Below are 16,704 nucleotides of genomic sequence, written 5' to 3'. Positions count from 1 at the left end.
TCTGATTGAATACCCGCCGAAAAAATCCAGGAGGAACGCCCCTCATTTCAAACGATCCTTTCGCCCCTCTCCGGCAGCGTTTCCTTGTCCGATGCGCCGATCAGCTCACGGAGCTGAAGGCCATTGCACGTCAAGGCGATGCCCTCGCCACCCGTGACGCGCTGATCCGCATCGCCCATTCGCTGGCGGGGGCGGCGGGTACGTTCGGGTTTGGGGAGATCAGCGCGCGGGCGTCCGCGCTGGAGACGCTGCTGATCGATAAGAGGGATGAAGCGGCGCCCGAAGCCGCGCTCCATGCCCTAATTGCGGAGATCGAGCGGACGCTGCAATGATGCGTCCGGCCATGCTTATTTCTTGGTGCCGGACAGGCCGGTCCTGGTCATCTCGCCCCAGCTCTGGTCTGCCCGCAAGAATTGCCACCACCCCTTCACGCGCCAGAAATTGTTGAGTTGGCGATAGCCAAAATTTTCGATCACGGCGACCGCCGTCAGTACCGCCAGGTCGCGGGCGCGCGGGAAGCGCTGGAGCTCGGCCTCTTCGAGGATAAGGGAGCATACGCTGACACAGACGCCATAGGTGAAGATAAGCGAGGTGAAGGCCAAAAGATATTCCGCCGAAAGGATGCCAAGCAGCCAAAAAGCCGGGATCAGGATATAGCCCAGCACCTCCGCCACCGGCCCGAGCACGTCGACAATCAATATGTGGCCGAAGCCGAGGAAGCCAATGCGGCCATAGCGCGGATTGAAAAGCATGGTGCGGTAGCGGAAGAAGCATTCGAGCGAGCCGCGCTGCCAGCGCGTGCGCTGCCTGGCAAGCACACTCAGCGTTTCCGGCGCCTCGGTCCAGCATACCGGCTCGGGAATGAACTGGATGCTGTATTTGCGCTTTTTATCTCGCATGTGGCGGTGCAGCTTGATGACGAGGTCGAGGTCCTCGCCCATCGAGCCCTTGGTGAAGCCGCCCACTGCCACCACCTCGGCGCGGCGAAACATGCCGAAGGCGCCGGAGACCAGCATCAGCGTGTTGATGCGGCTCCAGGCAAGCCTGGCCATCAAAAAGGCGCGCAGATATTCGACCACCTGGAGCAGCGGCAGCAGGCGCCGCGGCAGATGGACCTCGCGCACCCTGCCCGCCTCGATTTTCGAGCCGTTGGCAATGCGGATCGTGCCGCCGACGGCGATGGTGCGCTCGGGGTCGTCGATGAAAGGCTGGGCGGCGCGCATCAGCGCATCGGGCTCGAGGATGGAGTCGCCATCGATCACGCAGAACAGCGGCGCGCGGCAGACATTGATGCCGGCATTCTGGGCGTCGGCCTTGCCGCCATTCTCCTTGTCGACGACGAACAGCCGCTCGGTCATCGGCGAGGAATAGAGGCCCCGGATCGGCATGTGCGCGAGCGCCTCCTCATATGGCCGGTGGAATTTCACCAGCTTGAAGGCCTCGATGAGGCGCAGCAAGGTCTCGTCCTTCGAGCCGTCATTGATGACGATCACTTCGAAATTCGGATATTCAAGCGCGAGCATAGAATGAACGCTCTCGACCACGTTCAACGCCTCGTTATAGGCGGGCACCAGGAGCGCGATCGGCGGCGCGACGTCGCCATAACGGTGCCAGAGCAGCGCCGAACGGGCAACCGGCGGGCGCTTGGACAGCGCATAGCCGGCGACGATGAGCTGCAGGAGGTAGATCGTGGTCTGCGCCAACCCCGCCCCGATGATGAACCAGGACAGGATGGTGGCGGCAAGAACGACCTCGTGGCTCCAGTCGGCGATCATAGGGCTGGCCCCTCGGCGAGAATGAGGGAGGCGGTGCGCTGGCTGCGCGAGACCTCGCTGTCGGCGATCTGGCGCAGCAGCCGCTCTCCCGGAGGGCCGAAGGAGCGCAGCGCATTGGCGGCGGCATAGCGCACGTTCCACACCTCGTCGTCCATCATCTTGGACAGCGGCGGGGCAAGTTCGGCGAGCCCCAGCCGGCCGGCGGCATCTGCGGCGGCGCTGCGCACCTCCCAGTCGGCTTTCGCCATCGCGCTCGCCAGGATCGCCGGCGCGTCGACCTGCCCGGTGAGGCCAAGCGCCCGCAGCGCCGCGGCGGCAACCTCGGCCGAGGCGTCCCCGGCCAGGCGGGCAAAGAGGTCGGCGAAGCTGAAGCCGCCGGCGCGGGCCAGCGCGTCGATAGCGGCCGCCCGGATGAAGGGCACGGCGTCCGCGCGCACGGCATGGTCCGCCAGCTCGTCCAGGCGCGCCGGCGGAAAGCGCCTGAACAGTTCGATCAGGCGCCGCGAACGCTGCCCCGCCACACCGATCTTGCGCAGCGCAATGCCGAGCGGCGGCAGGCTGTCGACATCGCAGAGCGCGATGGCGACGGCGATCCTTACCTCGCGCGAACGGTCGTGGTCGAGCGCAAAAAGCAGGCTTGCCACCGCACCTTCCGAGCGGAGCGCCGCCAGCATCTCGGCCGCATGGATTCGTTCGGCGCCATTGCCTTTTTCCAGCTGCCTTCCGACAAGCACCGGCAGGCCGCACTCGTTGAAAGCGGCAAGGACGTCGTCACGCTCCTCGCCGCGCAAAAGCGAAATGAACTCGAACCCGGCATTGATAGCCACGCCCGCTGGCACCGAAAGGATGTCCGCTTTCAACGCCTCGCGGTCGCGGTTTTCGGTGAAGGCTATCAGCGCCGTCAGAAGCTGGCGCCGCTGGTCGGCCCCAGCCCTTCCCCCGCGCTCTTGCAGCACGCGACGTGCGATCAGGAACAGCATAACTACCAGGGAGAGAACGCTGAGCAATATGGACAGATCCCAGATGTACCACATGGTCAGAACCGCGCAGTCAGACCGAGCCCGAATATGCTTCGGTCGAATGTCGGGCGTTGCTCATGCGCGATGCTGGCGCGCACAGTCAGCGGGTCGCTGACGTCCCAGGAAATGCCGCCGAAGACGGTGCGCGTCGGCACCAGTGTTCCTTCGGAGATTTCAGGGGCGTCGGCGTAGCCGCCGAACACGTTGAAGCGCTGTGTCACCGCAAGATCGGCGCGAAGCACGTAGCCGTCTGCACGCGTACCGATATCGTCGCTCGCGTGCACCCAGCGGGCGGAGAGGCCCAGGCGGCCATCGAGGATATAGCCTTGGATCCAGGGTGAAGCGCTGGTGACGCCGGTATTCGCGAAACTGTCGTAGCGGACATCGACGTTGAGCAAAAGCGGGCCGAGCGCGTGTCCCGGCGCTACGACCTGCCAGGACGCGCCGGCGCCGACCGAATAGCGCGCCAGGAAATCGGCATCCGGCGTCGCAGCGGCCAGGGCATAGGCGGAGAACGCCGGCGAGAAGGCCTGGTCGATGCGGCCCTCGATCTGAACGTCGGTGTGGCCGAAGCGGGTCGCCACCCGGGTGCGGCCTGAAATGGTCGCGCGTGGCGACAGCCGATAGGCAAGGCCAGCCGAACTGTCGGTCCAGTCACCGATCCCATTGGTGAGATCGCTCACCTCGCTGCCGAGGTCGAGCCGCCATTTGCGCGGCGGCCGGACGGCAAGCCTTTGCTCGATGTCGGCCGAGCCCGGCGCGATGGCGAGCGCTTGGCTGTAGGCTTGACGCGCGCCGCCGTCGTCACCCTCGGCGCGGCGCACATCGCCGATCCCCACTAGCGCCTCGGCATTGCGCGGATCGAGCGCAAGCACGCGCTGGAACGACTGCTCGGCGCGGCTGTAATCGGCCTCGAGCAGGGCGACCCTGCCATCGAGATCGAGCGCCTCGACATTGTCCGGCGCCGTTGCAAGCACGCCGTCGACAGCCACGCGGGCGCGCGTCATGTCGCCCTGCCAGATCGCCAGGCGCAGCTTGCCCAGCCGCGCATCGAGAAGACCGGGCTTTATGGCCAGCGCGCGGTCGAAGAAATGCCCCGCCTCGTCGAAGCGCTGGCTGGAGCCGACGACAAGACCAAGGACGATCAGGATGTCGGTGTTCTTCGGCGCCAGCTTTAGCGCACGGCGATAGGCCTTCTCCGCCTCGGGCAGCTTTCCCGCTGTCCGCAGGCGCCTGCCCTGCTCCATCAGGTCGGCGACGCGGTCGAGTCGCAGGCGGTGCGGTTTCTTCGCCGCCGCCGCAGCTGCGGCAGCTCGTTTCGCCTCGCTGGCCTTGCGGATGTTCTCGACAAGTGCTGCGGCGTCGGCATTGCTCGGGTCGGCCTGCGTGACCGTTTCGGCGAGCGGCAGTGCTGCGTCCAGGTTGCCGGAGCGGAACTCGACCTCGGCCATGCCGAAGCTGGCGTCTCGATAGGTCGGGGCGAGCGAGAGCGCCTTGGAAAAGGCGTCCCGTGCCGCAGACAGATTGTCGCGGCCGAGCTCGGCGAAGCCGAGTTGGACCAGAGCGTCGGCATTGTCGGGCTTGAGCGCCAGCGCGCGCCGAAGAAGATAAGCCGCCTCGTCAAAATGCTGCGCTTGCCTGGCCTTAACGCCGGACGCGTAGAGCTCATCCCCCGTCTGCGCCAGCGCAGCCCCCTGAGGCGCGGCGATCGCCAGAACCAGGCATGCGGTCAAGGCTGCGCGCCGGCCACGCCTCATCAGCGTTTCCCGCTCTTGCGCGAGATCAGACGCGCGAGCCGGGCCAGAAGTTCCTCGGGGATGAATGGCTTCACCAGATAGTCGTCGGCTCCCTTTTCAAGGGCCGAGACGATGTCCCTTTCGCCCTTGCGGGCGGTCAGCATGACCACCGGGGTTTCGGACAAAGCCGGATCGCTCTTGATGCGGGCAAGAACCTCCAGGCCGTCGGCCTTGGGCATCATCGCGTCGAGCACGATGATGTCCGGGGCTTCGTGCTCCGCCTTCGCGAGCGCTTCCGCCCCGTCCACCGCCTTGATGACCTCGTATCCCTTTGCCCTCAGCCTGAATTCCATCAGCTCGAGCAACAAGGGATCATCATCGCAGATCAGAACTCTTGCCTTCGCTCCATCCACCAGTTCCGCTCCGGTTCACGCCTCGTAGCCCCCCGGAGTGATCAACCCATGAACCGACATCCGCCAACGCGGTCCATGCTGGAAATACCGCGCGGCTTTCCCCGCGCCCGCCAACGGCGTCAAAGCCGGCTGCTGTGCAACACCTGTAGAGATGCGGCTCTGTCGTCGAGTTCGCGATCCTAGAGGAAGCCGATTCGCGACGGTTGCATTTCGATACAATCACTAGATGAATATCGACCCATGGTATAGGGAGCCGTAAACGCCAATCAGCGTTTGCCGACAGGCTTCTTGCCGTCGCCTTGCCCTGGCGCGTCTAGGTCGTGCCATCGCGCCGCTGGAGCAGCTTCCTTACTTCACCTGCAAGCGCCAGCGGATCGAAGGGTTTGGCGATGACCGCGACCGCTCCCATGGCGAGATAGCGCTCGACCTGATGCGTCTGCGTACGCGCCGTGATGAACGCCACGGGTATCGATGCCGTCAGCGGCGAATCGGCCAGGCGCGTCAGCGTTTCCGGCCCGTCCATATCCGGCATCATCACGTCGAGCAGGATGAGGTCGGGCTGCCAATCGGCGGCATCGGTCAGCGCCTCGACGCCAGAAGTGCAGGACCGCACCTCGAATTCCGGATCGAGCTCGAGCGACATCTGGGCGATTTCGCGGATATCATCCTCGTCGTCCACATATAGGATCCGTGCCGGCATTATCGTCGCTCCTAGCGAGGGGTTGGCGCGCTGCCGTCGCGAGAAGCGATCAGCATGCTTCTGACCAGCTTCGCGACGTCGATTTCGGAGGCCTTGGTCTTGGTCATGATCGCCTGCACCCGGTCGCCGAGTTTCTCGTCCATTTCCGCCGCCGAGAACACGATGACCCGGGTCTCCGGCGGCAGATCGGCGAGCAGGTCCAGACCCGATCCGTCCGGAAGCGCTATGTCCAGGATGACCAGGTCAAAGCGACGCTTCGCGACCGCTCGCCGGGCGTCCTGCAGCGTTTTCGCCGAGGCGATCGAGACGCCCGGACCCAGCCCTGCCGACATCACGGCAAGCACGCCCTCATCGTCCTCGACATGCAGAATCTGCGCTTTCTCGACCCTGCGGCCGACGATCTTGGCGAGAGCGGCGTGAAGCCGCGCCGAGTCCACCGGCTTCTCCAGCCAGTCGACGATGCCGACGGCGCTGCCGTTCAGCGAGCGTCTGGCCTCATCGGCGACGGCGGAGATGACGATGACCGAAATGTCGGAATTCACCGGTGATGCCCTTATATCGTGGAAGAGCTTGATGCCGGATTCTCCCGCCAGCTTGATGTCGAGCGTCAGCGCCACATAGTCGCGGGAGCGTAGCAGCGCCTTGGCGGTGTCGATGTCGGGGGCGACGTCGCTGGAAAAGCCTTCCGCGTCGAGAAGGGCCGCGATCACCGCAGCGACGTCGGGCTCGTCCTCGCAGATGAGGACACGCAGACGGCCATCGCGCTTGCGCGCCCGGCGTTCGGCCAAGATCGGCTTCTCGGCCTGCCTGTGCGCTTGGGCAAGGTCGACGTGAAACGAGGTTCCTTTGCCTTCTTCCGTTTCGAAGGATACGGCGCCGCCCAGCTTTTCCATGATGGTCTTGACGATGCTCAAGCCCAAGCCCGTGCCTCCCTTCTTGCGGGTGCTGGACGCGTCCGCCTGCTCGAACTTGCCGAATATGCGGCTGCGGAACGCCTCCGGGATGCCGGCGCCCTGGTCGATCACGGAGATGCGCAGCATGTCGCGGTCGCGGCGCTGGAACTTCACCGTCACGGTGCCGCCGGCATCGGAGAACTTGATCGCATTCGACAGCAGATTCGCCATCACCTGGTGCAGGCGGTCAGGGTCGATATTGGCCTCGGCGCGCGGGGCATCGTCGACCAGAACGATGCGGATCCTGCTCTCGGCCATGTAATTGGAACTGGCGGCAATGGCCTGCTCCAGGACCGGACGCACAGGCACCTGCCTGATCTTGAAGGCGATCACGCCCGATTCGATCTTCTCCATGTCGAGGATGTCGTTGATGAGAATGACCAGCCTTTCGCTGTTTTTGTGGGCGATGTTGACGAGATTGGCGGCCTTGGGCGACAGTTCGCCCGCCACGCCGGCCGCGATCAGGCCGAGTGACCCGCGGATGGAGGTCAGCGGTGTGCGCAATTCATGGCTGACCGTCGAGATGAAGTCATTCTTGAGCTGGGCGTTTCGCTTCTGCTCGGTGATGTCGCGGTTGTAGGTGATGACGCCGGCGATCTTGCCGGCCTCGTCGCGGAAAGGTGCTTTCAGCGTGTAAAGCCAGCCCTGCCTGCCGTCCGGTAGGAGAGCAGGCTGGTCGATGCGCAATGTCTGCCCGGCCTCCAGCGCGCCCGTTTCATCCTGCCTGAAGCGCTCGGCCACGTCCTTGGGGTAGAAATCGAAATCCGTCTTGCCGATAAGGTCCTCGACCGAGGCGGCGCGCACCAGTTCGGCGGTGGCTGGATTGGCCGCGATGAAGCGGCCGTCGACATCCTTCACGTTGAGGCTATCCGGCAGCTCGCGAACCATGGCTCGGTAGATCATGTTGGACATGGCGAGATCGCTCCGCCGCTGCTGGCGATCGAGCAGCACAGCGATGATGAAGGTGCTGAGGAAGCGGAAAACCAGCGACGGGAACGTGCTCTGCTGCACAAAGCCAGCGACAACTTGCGGGGGGATGACCAGTAGGGTGATCAGCCCGGCCAGCGAGACCGACACGCCCAGGCCAAGTATGTCGAACATGGTGCGCGACCTGGCGGCCACGATGTGGTGCCATGCCAGACCGACCACGGCGGTGATCAGGATGCTCATGACGCCGACGCTGGCGCCCTGCCCGCCAAGATAGAACCGATAAGCAATGGAGCCGGCGGTCGCGATGAACATCGCCGGCCACCCGCCGAAGAAGGCGGCGGCGCCGACAAAAGCGGCGCGCAGATCGACGACGAAGCCGGAGACGGACAGGGCCGTCGCCATGGAAATGATCGCGCCCACGCACATGACCACGCCGAGAAGCAACGACTGCATCCGCCGCGAGAGACGACCGGTGAAATCCGCCACAAGGTCCCAGGCGACCACGAGGATGGAGACCAGGGCAAGGTTGGCGAGGAGTGAGTGCCAGATCTCGTTCATGACTTTCCGGCTCCTTTTGCCGATAGATATCGGCAAAACCTATCCAAGCTCTAAAAAAGGTGCGCGCTAGCCGACGGTGTCGGACCGATAGCAGCCCGACGGGGCAATATGGCAGGCGTTTTAGTTGCTGCACGCTCCTCGGCATCTCTTTGGCGCAGGCTCCAGCTTCGTATTGACTATTGGTTGTTCTCCGGCGTCCGCTTCCGAGCGGAGGCAAAAGATGCTCCTATGGCCGTCATGGGGCGCAAAGCAGTCCCTCATGTCGCGCCGTGCGTAAGTCAGCTTCGGGTCATGGGCGTGAGTTCGGCCAAGGGCGAGTGAACGTCCGCATCGGGGACGGAAGAGGTATTCTGCATCGGGTACCAAGTGTCAGATTTTTACCACTAGCCACCAGCACGAGAACCAGCGTCGGCATGGCGAACCGAAAATGCTGAGGCAAGAGACCGCCATTCCATAAGGAAACAACCGTCATGGAACCCATGCCGTTATTGCGTCCCTGCCAGTCGCCGGGACCGACCGAACGCATGGATCGCCGCCAATCTGAACGGCGCTCTGGTAAGCGGCTTGCCGGGTCGGCCGAGTTGAAGGAGATGGTTTGCCGCCTTGCGGTATTCTTCCGCCAGATCGTGTACCTGCTGCGGGGATGCTAGCTCACCAGGATGGTTGCGTTCTTCGATAATCATTTAGCGCAAATTAAAGATGCTACGGGGAGGGTTTCGTAAGAAAAAACCATGCGGTCACTCTTGCGTTTCTTTCTCTCTTGGCGACTGTTCTGGAACCTTGTCTGGCTAGTGTGTCGTTTACGCTTCCGGTTTCCACTGAGGACGCAGCGAGCGCCCCTCGGCGGCAAAAAGGCGCTCGGAATTCAATCAGACTGGGTTCCGGACGCACCTTGGGCAGAGGAGCGGCCTCGGCCTTTCAGACGGAAAGCCTGTCTCGCTCGGTGTTGCGTGAGATCGACGTTTTCGGGGGATTTGATCTTCGGCGGCAAGACAGGCAATTGTAGCATCCGGCGGGGCATACAGCAGGAGCGGCCGAACCATGATCTTGTATACCTATTCACTTGAGGTTGAGCTGAACGAAGACCGCTGGAAAGACACTGGAACCCCGGGCTTCTTTTTTGCGGAACTGGACGAGGTGCGGCAGGCCGTGAGCGAACTCCGCCGCGAAGTCACCTCGAATGAGGAGGAAGAACCTTCATGGAGTCCGGTTCGCATCGAGCGGATTGAAATCCTCGCTCCGACAGCGCAGGACGTCCTGACCCTACTCAACGAAGGGATTGGACCGCTGATCCAGCGCTATGAGATCGTGGAGACCATTGCGTGAAAGTGATAGTCAAAGGATCGCTCGGCCAGTGGTTCGCGCGGGCGACCCATGCATCCATCTGCGGAACGACTACGCCCTGGTCGATCTGGGCTTGGCACACGCGATCAAGTGAAACCCGCGTCCAACTCCAGAACCCTCACGGACGCGATACAAAGGAGACGCTTTTGGTGCTAGCGAATGTATCGCAGCGTGGCACTGTCGTAAAATTGCCCATGTGGTCGGGCAACGGTTCGAAGAATTGGCTGCTTTGACCGGACCAGCCGGAGCTTTCGCTTTGGACGGAAAGGCATCCGCAGCGGCACTATCGGCCTTCCGCACGCATGAGGGCCTGCGCACGTCGCTGGGCCACGGAGTCGGCAAAGTCGTGCTCGACCAACGAGGCGGTTGGTTGCTCGTCTTGCGAACGCTTGCCTTCCGATCAAAGCAACCGCAACGTACGGTCCTTGTTATCGAAGAGAACGAAGCTGAAGAAACCGTCAAATCACTCCAAGCCGCTGGGCAGCGGCTCCTTTCGGAACTAGGAAATTTGCGGCATGCCCTCGGCCCGAGCTGAATCCTCGGGCGGAAAAGAGTGCCTGCATGCTTCCGTAAAGCCCCGGGCGAGGCGGGGGATACGCTGGACAGTTGTGCTATCTCACGAAAAGCCCGCCGCGCCTTTCGCGCGCAGCGGGCCTCCTCCTTCGAAGCTGGAGTGTCAGCAGCTCCAGAAGGTTACAGGTCCTCTCTTCAGCGCCGCGCGAGTTGCAAGCAAAGCTGACGCAGGTCGCTATCATACGTGCCTTCGTTGTTGATGACATCGATGCAGCGCTTCTTCATGCGCGCCAGCTGGCCGCTCGATATGTTGCCAGAGATGCTAGGCATATTGGAGCTGCTGGGAGTCCCGATGGTCGATGGAGTGGTCCCGACGCCAACGCCGGCACCCAAGCCAGTCCCGGTACCGACCGCTGCGGTGGCGTTGTCGGTCCCGAGAGTTACGTTGGCAACTCCGCTTGTTCCTCCGAGGCAGGCGTCACGCCAGAGCTGCCGATTGAGGCAGTCGCGTGGGCGCTGTTGGCACCGGTTGAGGCATTGGCATTACCGTTTGCTGGTGCACCGGAACCGCCAACGTTGGCGCTAGCGCTCCCGCCCCGGACGGATACTCCGCCTACGCCACCTATACTAATTCCAGCGGCATTGGCCGGCATGCAAAGAACGGCGATAACGACTCCGCTGAGAATGCTGCCAGTTAGACATTTAAACATTTTTGTCATGTGAGGCCTCCCTTTAATTTGCCGTATTACGAATTCCAAGCAGTGCTGTCCTGACAACGAGCAAGACGAGGCATAGGTTTCAGCAAGAAATAAATTTTGCTACAACAGGGATGACTGTTATGTAAGTTAATTTAACCGAATATAATCAAATTTTAGGTATATTCATTTTCGTAGAAGGGGTATCCCACCAGCCAAGGCCGATGGGAAGACAAACAGCAAAGCGCCAGGACTTTTGTAAAGACTGCGACACTCATAGAAAGGCTTCGACACATCGGCTTCAACTATGTCAAGTCGCGATTGCGGGGATTGCTCGCTTCGGCTTTCTGCTGGCAAGCCTGCTTGCCGGCCTCCTCGCCTCATGATCGGCTTACGGCCGGACGATTGTCGGCTCCGTCCTGCTTTCGGTAAAGCCACCGATCAGCTGCAAGTGTTCGCGCAAATGACCGAGCAGTGGGCAGGCGCTCTTCTCAGAGTCGCGCCGGAGGCTGAAGGCGCCCAGAAGATGCTTAAAAACATCTTCGAAAACACAGCGGCGGTCGGCATCGAACTATCGCTGAAGACGACTCTTTTCTAAAAAGAGAACGCAGAACTGCGAGTGGACCACTCCAAAGTCATTGTGGAGGTCGTTCCACTTTTCGGCCGAGCGGCGAGCATGGGGAAGCATCTGTCTTAGCTCGAAGCCGGGGTCAGGTCATCCCGCCAGCTGGCGCACGCCCTCTGCGGCCAACCGCTGGACGACGGGCTCAAGGTCTTCGATCGCGATGCGCGTAAGGACTTCGCTCTGATGTTCCATGAAAAAGTGATCGCCGGCGCAAAAATGCGCCTTGAACTGTTTCGTGGTATGCTCTTTCCAGCCGATAATGTGGTCGCCCGTAACATAGGGGTCGATGCGGCCTCCTATCGCTGTGATTGGGGCGTCGAGCGGGGGATGGGAACCATAGCGATAGGCGTTGTTGATCTCGTAGTCCGCTTGGATAATCGGAAGCATCATCGCGCGCATTTCGGGATCTTCGAACAGCGCCTTGTTGTTGGCGAAATTTACCTCCTTTAGCATCTCGACGAACTCGCTCTCGTCGAGTTCGTGTTCGGCCTTGCCGGTCTCATGATTGAACTGCTGGACGTCGATGGCGAACTGGTCGTCATTGTAGATCTGTGGCGAGCGACCACCGGCCACGAAGAAGTATTCCGGCTCCAGCCCGTGATCGCGGCGCACCCGCTGGGCAACCTCGAAGGCCTGGACGCCGCCATAGCATAACCCGAAGAAGGCGAAGGGTTTTTCCTTAAGGAAGGGCAGTATCTCCGGCACGATGCCGTCGACCATGTCCTCCATCCGCATCCAGAACCCCTCTTCCAGGCGCGCGCTGCGGCCTGGCATCTGCAGGATGCCGAACTCTATGTGATCCGGCATCTTGTCGATCCAGCGCTGGAACACGAGCGGGCCGCCGCCGGCATAGGGAAAGCCGATCAGACGGATCGGCGCGTCAGGCTTCGGACGCGGAATGATCACCACGCTCTTGTCATAGCCCTGGGCGCTGTTGGCCGCGACCGGCGCGGTCAGTACCGCCTCGCCATCCGCAACGCCCCCGAGAGCGGCGGTCACCTGCGTCTCAGTATAGGCCGCGATCTCCGCGATAGAGGCACCCATCACGAGGTTCTGAAGCGAAACCTTGATGCCGGCCTTGGCGAGTTCGTTGCGCAACTCAATTGTAGCCAAGGAGTCGAATCCCATCTGGTTGAGTGCTTCGTCCATCGGCAGGCTGTCCGGATCGGCCATGCCGAGCACACGGGCGACTTCTCCGCGCAGGAAGCTTTCGATCGCCTGACCGCGTTCGCTCGGTGCGACCGAGCCGAAGCGCCGCGCAAGTGGATCTGTCGCTTCGTCGACATTGGCCTCCTGCGGATTCTTCTGCACATTCGACAGAGGCGCGAGCCAAGCCGGCGTCTCCCCGTACTGCTTCTTGGCGAAACGTCGCCACAGGATCGGCGCTGCGGTGAGCGTGCCATTTGAGGCGAACAGGCCCTCCAGCCGCTCGAGCGCCTCCCGGTTGCGGATTGCGAGCAGGCCGAAATCGGTCAGGCGCTTGCGCAGGCGCTCGTCGAGACCGGATGCCATACCGGTTTCCGCCCACGGACCCCATTCGATGCTGACGCCTGGCAGACCCTCGGCGTTGCGGCCCTCGACGATGCGGTTCATGGCAGCATTGGCCGCAACGTAGGCCGCTTGGCCCTTCATACCGAGAAGCGCGCTAACCGAGGAGAAGCAGACGAAGAAGTCGGGTGAGAAGCGACGGCTCGCATTGTCGAGAACGAGCGTGCCCTGGAGCTTGGCCCGGAGTGCGCGTTCGAGTTCGCTCGCCTCCTCTATCGATCCGAGCGTGGCGTCCTGAACGATGCCGGCGGTGTGGATGATCCCGCCGAGTTGATGGCCCGCCTCCGAGAGATCGCCCAGGATTCGCTCGACTCCGACCTGGTCAGCGATGTCAACCGCATGCGCCGCGATCTCAGCGCCTGAACGGCGCAGGGTTTCGAGCCGTTCCTGTTTGGCGCCGTCCGCGATGTCCCTGTTGAGAAGCACGAGGCGGCGCGCACCGCGATTGATCAGCCATTCGCCCACTAGCGATCCGAGAGCGCCAAGCCCGCCGGTGACGAGATAGGTCTTCTGCGGATCGACCGCGCAATCCGTACCGACATCGCCGCTTTCGCTTAGGCGCAGGACGTAGCGTTCCTCGCCGCGCACGGCGTAGGCGGTCTCCGACCCAGAGCCAGCGAGGAGAATGCCGATCGCGACCGCGATTTCTGCGTCGCTCGGCTCCGCGCCGAGATCGATGTCACCCCCCCACCGATCTGGCTGTTCGCTCGCGAGCACCATCGCCATGCCATGCAGTGAGGCGCTGACCAGTGAGGCTGGACGAGCGGCGTGCGGAATTGGCCTGTCTGTTTGCGGCACGGCACGCCCGGACTGGCCGACGACCCAAATCTTCGCCTTTGCCAGATTGCCATGTTTGGTGGCTGCTTGAACCATCTGGACGAACTGCATGAGGGTGGCGGCGTGACTGTGCGCCGCCTCGCCGATCTGTCCACTTGAGGCGCCTTCCGCGTTCTCAGGGGTGACGATGATCCCCGCGATATGCGCGTCGAGCACACCGCTAGTGAGACATGTTTCGACATTCGAAAGAACGACCGCTGTCTGTTCCGGCCCTTCCCGCTTCGCCTCGATGGCCTGAGCCAAGCGTCCGGCGAGACCGAGGGCATTGCCCAGGATAATCCAAAGGGCCTTGGCTTTCGGCGATTGCGGCGCCGACTGCTTTTCCACGTGCCATTCGCGGCGGCAGTGCCATGCCAGCCGGTCGCTCGCTTTCGTGTCGATCCAGTGATGCTGACGCTCGAAGGGATAGATAGGAAGATCGACGAGCCGGCGTTCATTTTCCGGCAGATCGGTGAGCGTATTGATCGTAAGGCCGGCCAGGAAAAGGCGGCCGGCTGTCTCGGCGAGAACCTCTTCGTCATTGCGGGTGCGATTGAGGCTCGAAACGAATTGCGAGGGCGAGGCAATGCCATCTAGGGCCGCCTGCGCGATCGGAGTGAGGACCGGGTGCGGTCCGATTTCAAGGAAGAGATTCGCCCCAATTTCCTTTGCCGTCATCATGCCCCGATGGAACAGGACGGGCTGGCGAACGTGGTCGGTCCAGTAGCGCGCATCAGCGACTTCCTCGCCGGCGATCTGACCCGTCTTAGCACTGATCAGTCGGCCGTCGGGCTTGGAAAAATCGAGGGTGCTCGCGAACGCCTCAAACTGCTCGAGGATCGGATCCATGAGATGGGAATGAAAGGCGTGCGAAACCTTCAACTGCGTCGTGCGGACGCCTTTTCCCTTGGCGACCTTGATCAGCGTTTCAAGCGCGTCCGTCTCGCCCGCGACCACCGTACTGGCTGGTCCGTTCTCGGCCGCGATGGCGAGCTTGACTTCGGCGTTCCGGATCATCTGATGGGCTGTGTCCGGATCAGCCGTCAGGACGACCATACCGCCATTGCGCGGAAGCTGCCCCATCAGTTCGCCGCGCTTGGTGATCAGCTTCAGCCCGTCCTCGAGCGAGAACACGCCGGCAAGATGGGCCGCCACGTATTCTCCGATGCTGTGGCCCATGACGATCTCTGGGACGAAGCCCCTAGCCTCGAGAACTCGGGCGAGTGCGAGTTCGATCGCGAACAAGGCGGGCTGGGTATATTCGGTATCGTGAACGAAATGGGCGAGCGTCCTATCACCGTAAAGGATCTCGCCCAATCCGTGTTTTCGAAGCCGTGCGACCACCGCGTCACAGGCGTCGAAGGCTTCGCGGAAGATCGGATCGCTCTCGTAGAGTCCGCGCCCCATAGCTTCGCCCTGGCCGCCCTGTCCGGTGAACAGGGCGGCGGGAACCACGTGTTTGGAGACATCGACGCGGGCATAATCGCTTGCGCGAAGACTCTCGGCCAACCCCCTGGTTGTCCGACCGGTCGCGAAACTCCGATACTCAAAAGCGCGGCGGGCGGTGTTCGCGGTGAAGCAGATGGCGTCGCGCTCGTTGGGCTGTGCCGTATCGAGTCGCAAGGCAAAACTCTTGGCCATGGCGCCCAGGGCCTGTGGCGTGCGTGCCGAAATGTTTAGCGTACGAGGCACGTCGGGGTGGTGCGGCGCATCGTCCGGCTGAGATGAACCGTTCGTCTCGCTCGGTGCTTCCTCCAAAATGACATGGGCATTCGTTCCGCCCACGCCGAACGAACTGACGCCCGCGCGCCGCGGACCCTCGGACGTCCAGGGCACAGCGCTCGCCGGCACGGCGAAAGGAAGGCGATCGAAGTCGATCTCCGGATTGGGCGTCTTGAAATTGACCGCCGGCGGCAAGGTTCGCGACTTCAGTGCCATGACCGTCTTGATAACACCCGCGACGCCGGAAGCGGCGATCGTATGGCCGATATTGGCCTTCACCGAACCAAGATTAATCGGCGCGGCGTCCGCCGGCAAACCGGCGAAGACTTCGCTGAGGGCTTCGATCTCGATCGGATCACCCAGTTTCGTGCCCGTTCCGTGCGTCTCAATGTAGGAGATCGTTTCCGGCGCGAGCGAACTGTTCATGAGTGCTCTTGCGACGACGCTCGATTGGCCCTCGATGCTCGGTGCCGAGAAGCTGATCTTGTCGTTTCCATCATTGTTGATCGCCGACCCGCGAATAACAGCGTGGATGGTGTCACCATCGGCAAGCGCGTCATCGAGACGTCGAAGCGCAAGCACGCCGACGCCACTCGAAAACACCGTGCCGCTGGCCTCGGCATCGAACGGACGGCAGTGCCCGTCGCGGGACAAGATCATGCCCTCTTGATAGCGATAGCCCGCACCCTCGGGAATGATTGCCGTGACACCGCCCGCCAGCGCCAGGTCGCATTCGCCGTTCTGCAGACCGCTGCAGGCCAGATGGAGACTTACGAGTGAGGTTGAACAAGCTGTTTGGACGTTGATGGCGGGACCGATGAGGTTGAGGCGATGGGCCGCCCGAGTCGCCAGGTAATCCTTGTCGTTTCCCAGCATGGCCTGGAAGCCGGACATGGTGTCGAGCATGCCTTCCTTGCTGAAATCGTGCGAGCCGACTACGCTTCTGGCGAAATAGCTGTTCGGGCCGGAGCCGGCATAGATGCCCGTTGTCATCTCGGTCGAACGGACGGCGTAGCCAGCATCTTCGATGGCGTGCCAAATGTTTTCCAGGAATAGTCGGTGCTGCGGATCGAGGAGAGCCGCCTCACGAGGCGTGATGCTGAAGAAGTCAGCGTCGAAGTAGCCGAGGCCCGTAAGTGGGGCGCCGCGGCGGATATAATCGACCGCTTCCCACTCCTCGGGCTCGACGCCCGCGCCGGCGAGTTCAACATCCGACAACTGACGAACGCTCTCGCGTCCGGCAATAATGTTTTCCCAGAACGCCTTGGGCGTATCAGCATCGGGGAACCGGCAGGCCATGCCAATAATCGCGATGGGGGTAGCTCTGTGAATGGGGCCGTTCATTTTCACCTCGTCG

12 protein-coding genes are annotated in these 16,704 nt (G+C 62.4%); 4 read left to right on the top strand and 8 right to left on the bottom strand.

Going from position 1 to position 16,704, the window contains the following annotated elements; all coding sequences use genetic code 11:
- The first annotated feature begins 5 nt into the window (after positions 1-5).
- Positions 6-332 (top strand): Hpt domain-containing protein, encoded by a 327-nt coding sequence (locus tag NKJ01_RS02540; RefSeq protein WP_352725775.1) that lies wholly within the window; start codon positions 6-8, stop codon positions 330-332.
- A 15-nt stretch (positions 333-347) separates the two neighbouring features.
- Here NKJ01_RS02540 and NKJ01_RS02535 read toward each other — a convergent pair whose 3' ends face one another.
- The 6 genes from NKJ01_RS02535 to NKJ01_RS02510 form a co-directional block, all read right to left on the bottom strand.
- Positions 348-1,775 carry a glycosyltransferase family 2 protein gene (locus NKJ01_RS02535; protein ID WP_352725773.1) on the bottom strand — a complete coding sequence of 476 codons (1,428 nt, stop codon included), beginning with the start codon at positions 1,773-1,775 and terminating at the stop codon, positions 348-350.
- Complete coding sequence (locus tag NKJ01_RS02530; RefSeq protein WP_352725771.1) at positions 1,772-2,809, bottom strand: HEAT repeat domain-containing protein; 1,038 nt, start codon at positions 2,807-2,809, stop codon at positions 1,772-1,774. Before NKJ01_RS02530 ends, NKJ01_RS02535 begins: the two co-directional genes overlap by 4 nt.
- 2 nt (positions 2,810-2,811) lie before the next feature.
- Positions 2,812-4,551, bottom strand: a complete 1,740-nt coding sequence (locus NKJ01_RS02525) for a YaiO family outer membrane beta-barrel protein (protein WP_352725769.1) — start codon at positions 4,549-4,551, stop codon at positions 2,812-2,814.
- Positions 4,551-4,943 carry a response regulator transcription factor gene (locus NKJ01_RS02520; RefSeq protein ID WP_352725768.1) on the bottom strand — a complete coding sequence of 131 codons (393 nt, stop codon included), beginning with the start codon at positions 4,941-4,943 and terminating at the stop codon, positions 4,551-4,553. Before NKJ01_RS02520 ends, NKJ01_RS02525 begins: the two co-directional genes overlap by 1 nt.
- Positions 4,944-5,256: 313 nt before the next feature.
- Positions 5,257-5,643 (bottom strand): response regulator, encoded by a 387-nt coding sequence (locus tag NKJ01_RS02515; protein WP_352725766.1) that lies wholly within the window; start codon positions 5,641-5,643, stop codon positions 5,257-5,259.
- Between the two features lie 11 nt (positions 5,644-5,654).
- Positions 5,655-8,084, bottom strand: a complete 2,430-nt coding sequence (locus NKJ01_RS02510; RefSeq protein WP_352725764.1) for a hybrid sensor histidine kinase/response regulator — start codon at positions 8,082-8,084, stop codon at positions 5,655-5,657.
- 470 nt (positions 8,085-8,554) lie between these two features.
- Between NKJ01_RS02510 and NKJ01_RS02505 the strand changes: the two genes are divergently transcribed.
- Entirely contained in the window at positions 8,555-8,734 is a 180-nt protein-coding gene (locus tag NKJ01_RS02505) for a hypothetical protein (protein ID WP_352725762.1), read from the top strand.
- Between the two features lie 391 nt (positions 8,735-9,125).
- On the top strand, positions 9,126-9,410 hold the full coding sequence (locus tag NKJ01_RS02500) for a hypothetical protein (protein ID WP_352725760.1): 285 nt from the start codon (positions 9,126-9,128) through the stop codon (positions 9,408-9,410).
- A gap of 726 nt (positions 9,411-10,136) precedes the next feature.
- Here the strand turns inward: NKJ01_RS02500 and NKJ01_RS02495 are convergent.
- The gene (locus NKJ01_RS02495; RefSeq protein ID WP_352725758.1) at positions 10,137-10,271 is read right to left on the bottom strand and encodes a hypothetical protein; all 135 of its coding nucleotides are present in this window, start codon (positions 10,269-10,271) and stop codon (positions 10,137-10,139) included.
- 747 nt (positions 10,272-11,018) lie between these two features.
- Here NKJ01_RS02495 and NKJ01_RS02490 point away from each other — a divergent pair.
- On the top strand, positions 11,019-11,234 hold the full coding sequence (locus NKJ01_RS02490) for a hypothetical protein (RefSeq protein ID WP_352725756.1): 216 nt from the start codon (positions 11,019-11,021) through the stop codon (positions 11,232-11,234).
- A gap of 117 nt (positions 11,235-11,351) precedes the next feature.
- Here NKJ01_RS02490 and NKJ01_RS02485 read toward each other — a convergent pair whose 3' ends face one another.
- On the bottom strand, positions 11,352-16,691 hold the full coding sequence (locus tag NKJ01_RS02485; RefSeq protein ID WP_352725754.1) for an SDR family NAD(P)-dependent oxidoreductase: 5,340 nt from the start codon (positions 16,689-16,691) through the stop codon (positions 11,352-11,354).
- Positions 16,692-16,704 lie beyond the last annotated feature (13 nt).

Origin of the sequence: Mesorhizobium sp. M0276, assembly GCF_040321755.1 — a bacterium.
GTDB lineage: Bacteria > Pseudomonadota > Alphaproteobacteria > Rhizobiales > Rhizobiaceae > Mesorhizobium.
Note: the sequence above shows the minus strand (reverse complement) of the source record. Positions and strands in the feature narration are given on the sequence as shown.

Coding starts and splice junctions, on each gene's coding strand:
- NKJ01_RS02535 (WP_352725773.1), bottom strand. CDS start 1,775: ATGATCGCCGACTGGAGCCACGAGGTCGTTCTTGCCGCCACCATCCTG.
- NKJ01_RS02530 (WP_352725771.1), bottom strand. CDS start 2,809: ATGTGGTACATCTGGGATCTGTCCATATTGCTCAGCGTTCTCTCCCTG.
- NKJ01_RS02525 (WP_352725769.1), bottom strand. CDS start 4,551: ATGAGGCGTGGCCGGCGCGCAGCCTTGACCGCATGCCTGGTTCTGGCG.
- NKJ01_RS02515 (WP_352725766.1), bottom strand. CDS start 5,643: ATGCCGGCACGGATCCTATATGTGGACGACGAGGATGATATCCGCGAA.
- NKJ01_RS02510 (WP_352725764.1), bottom strand. CDS start 8,084: ATGAACGAGATCTGGCACTCACTCCTCGCCAACCTTGCCCTGGTCTCC.
- NKJ01_RS02505 (WP_352725762.1), top strand. CDS start 8,555: ATGGAACCCATGCCGTTATTGCGTCCCTGCCAGTCGCCGGGACCGACC.
- NKJ01_RS02500 (WP_352725760.1), top strand. CDS start 9,126: ATGATCTTGTATACCTATTCACTTGAGGTTGAGCTGAACGAAGACCGC.
- NKJ01_RS02495 (WP_352725758.1), bottom strand. CDS start 10,271: ATGCCTAGCATCTCTGGCAACATATCGAGCGGCCAGCTGGCGCGCATG.
- NKJ01_RS02490 (WP_352725756.1), top strand. CDS start 11,019: ATGATCGGCTTACGGCCGGACGATTGTCGGCTCCGTCCTGCTTTCGGT.
- NKJ01_RS02485 (WP_352725754.1), bottom strand. CDS start 16,691: ATGAACGGCCCCATTCACAGAGCTACCCCCATCGCGATTATTGGCATG.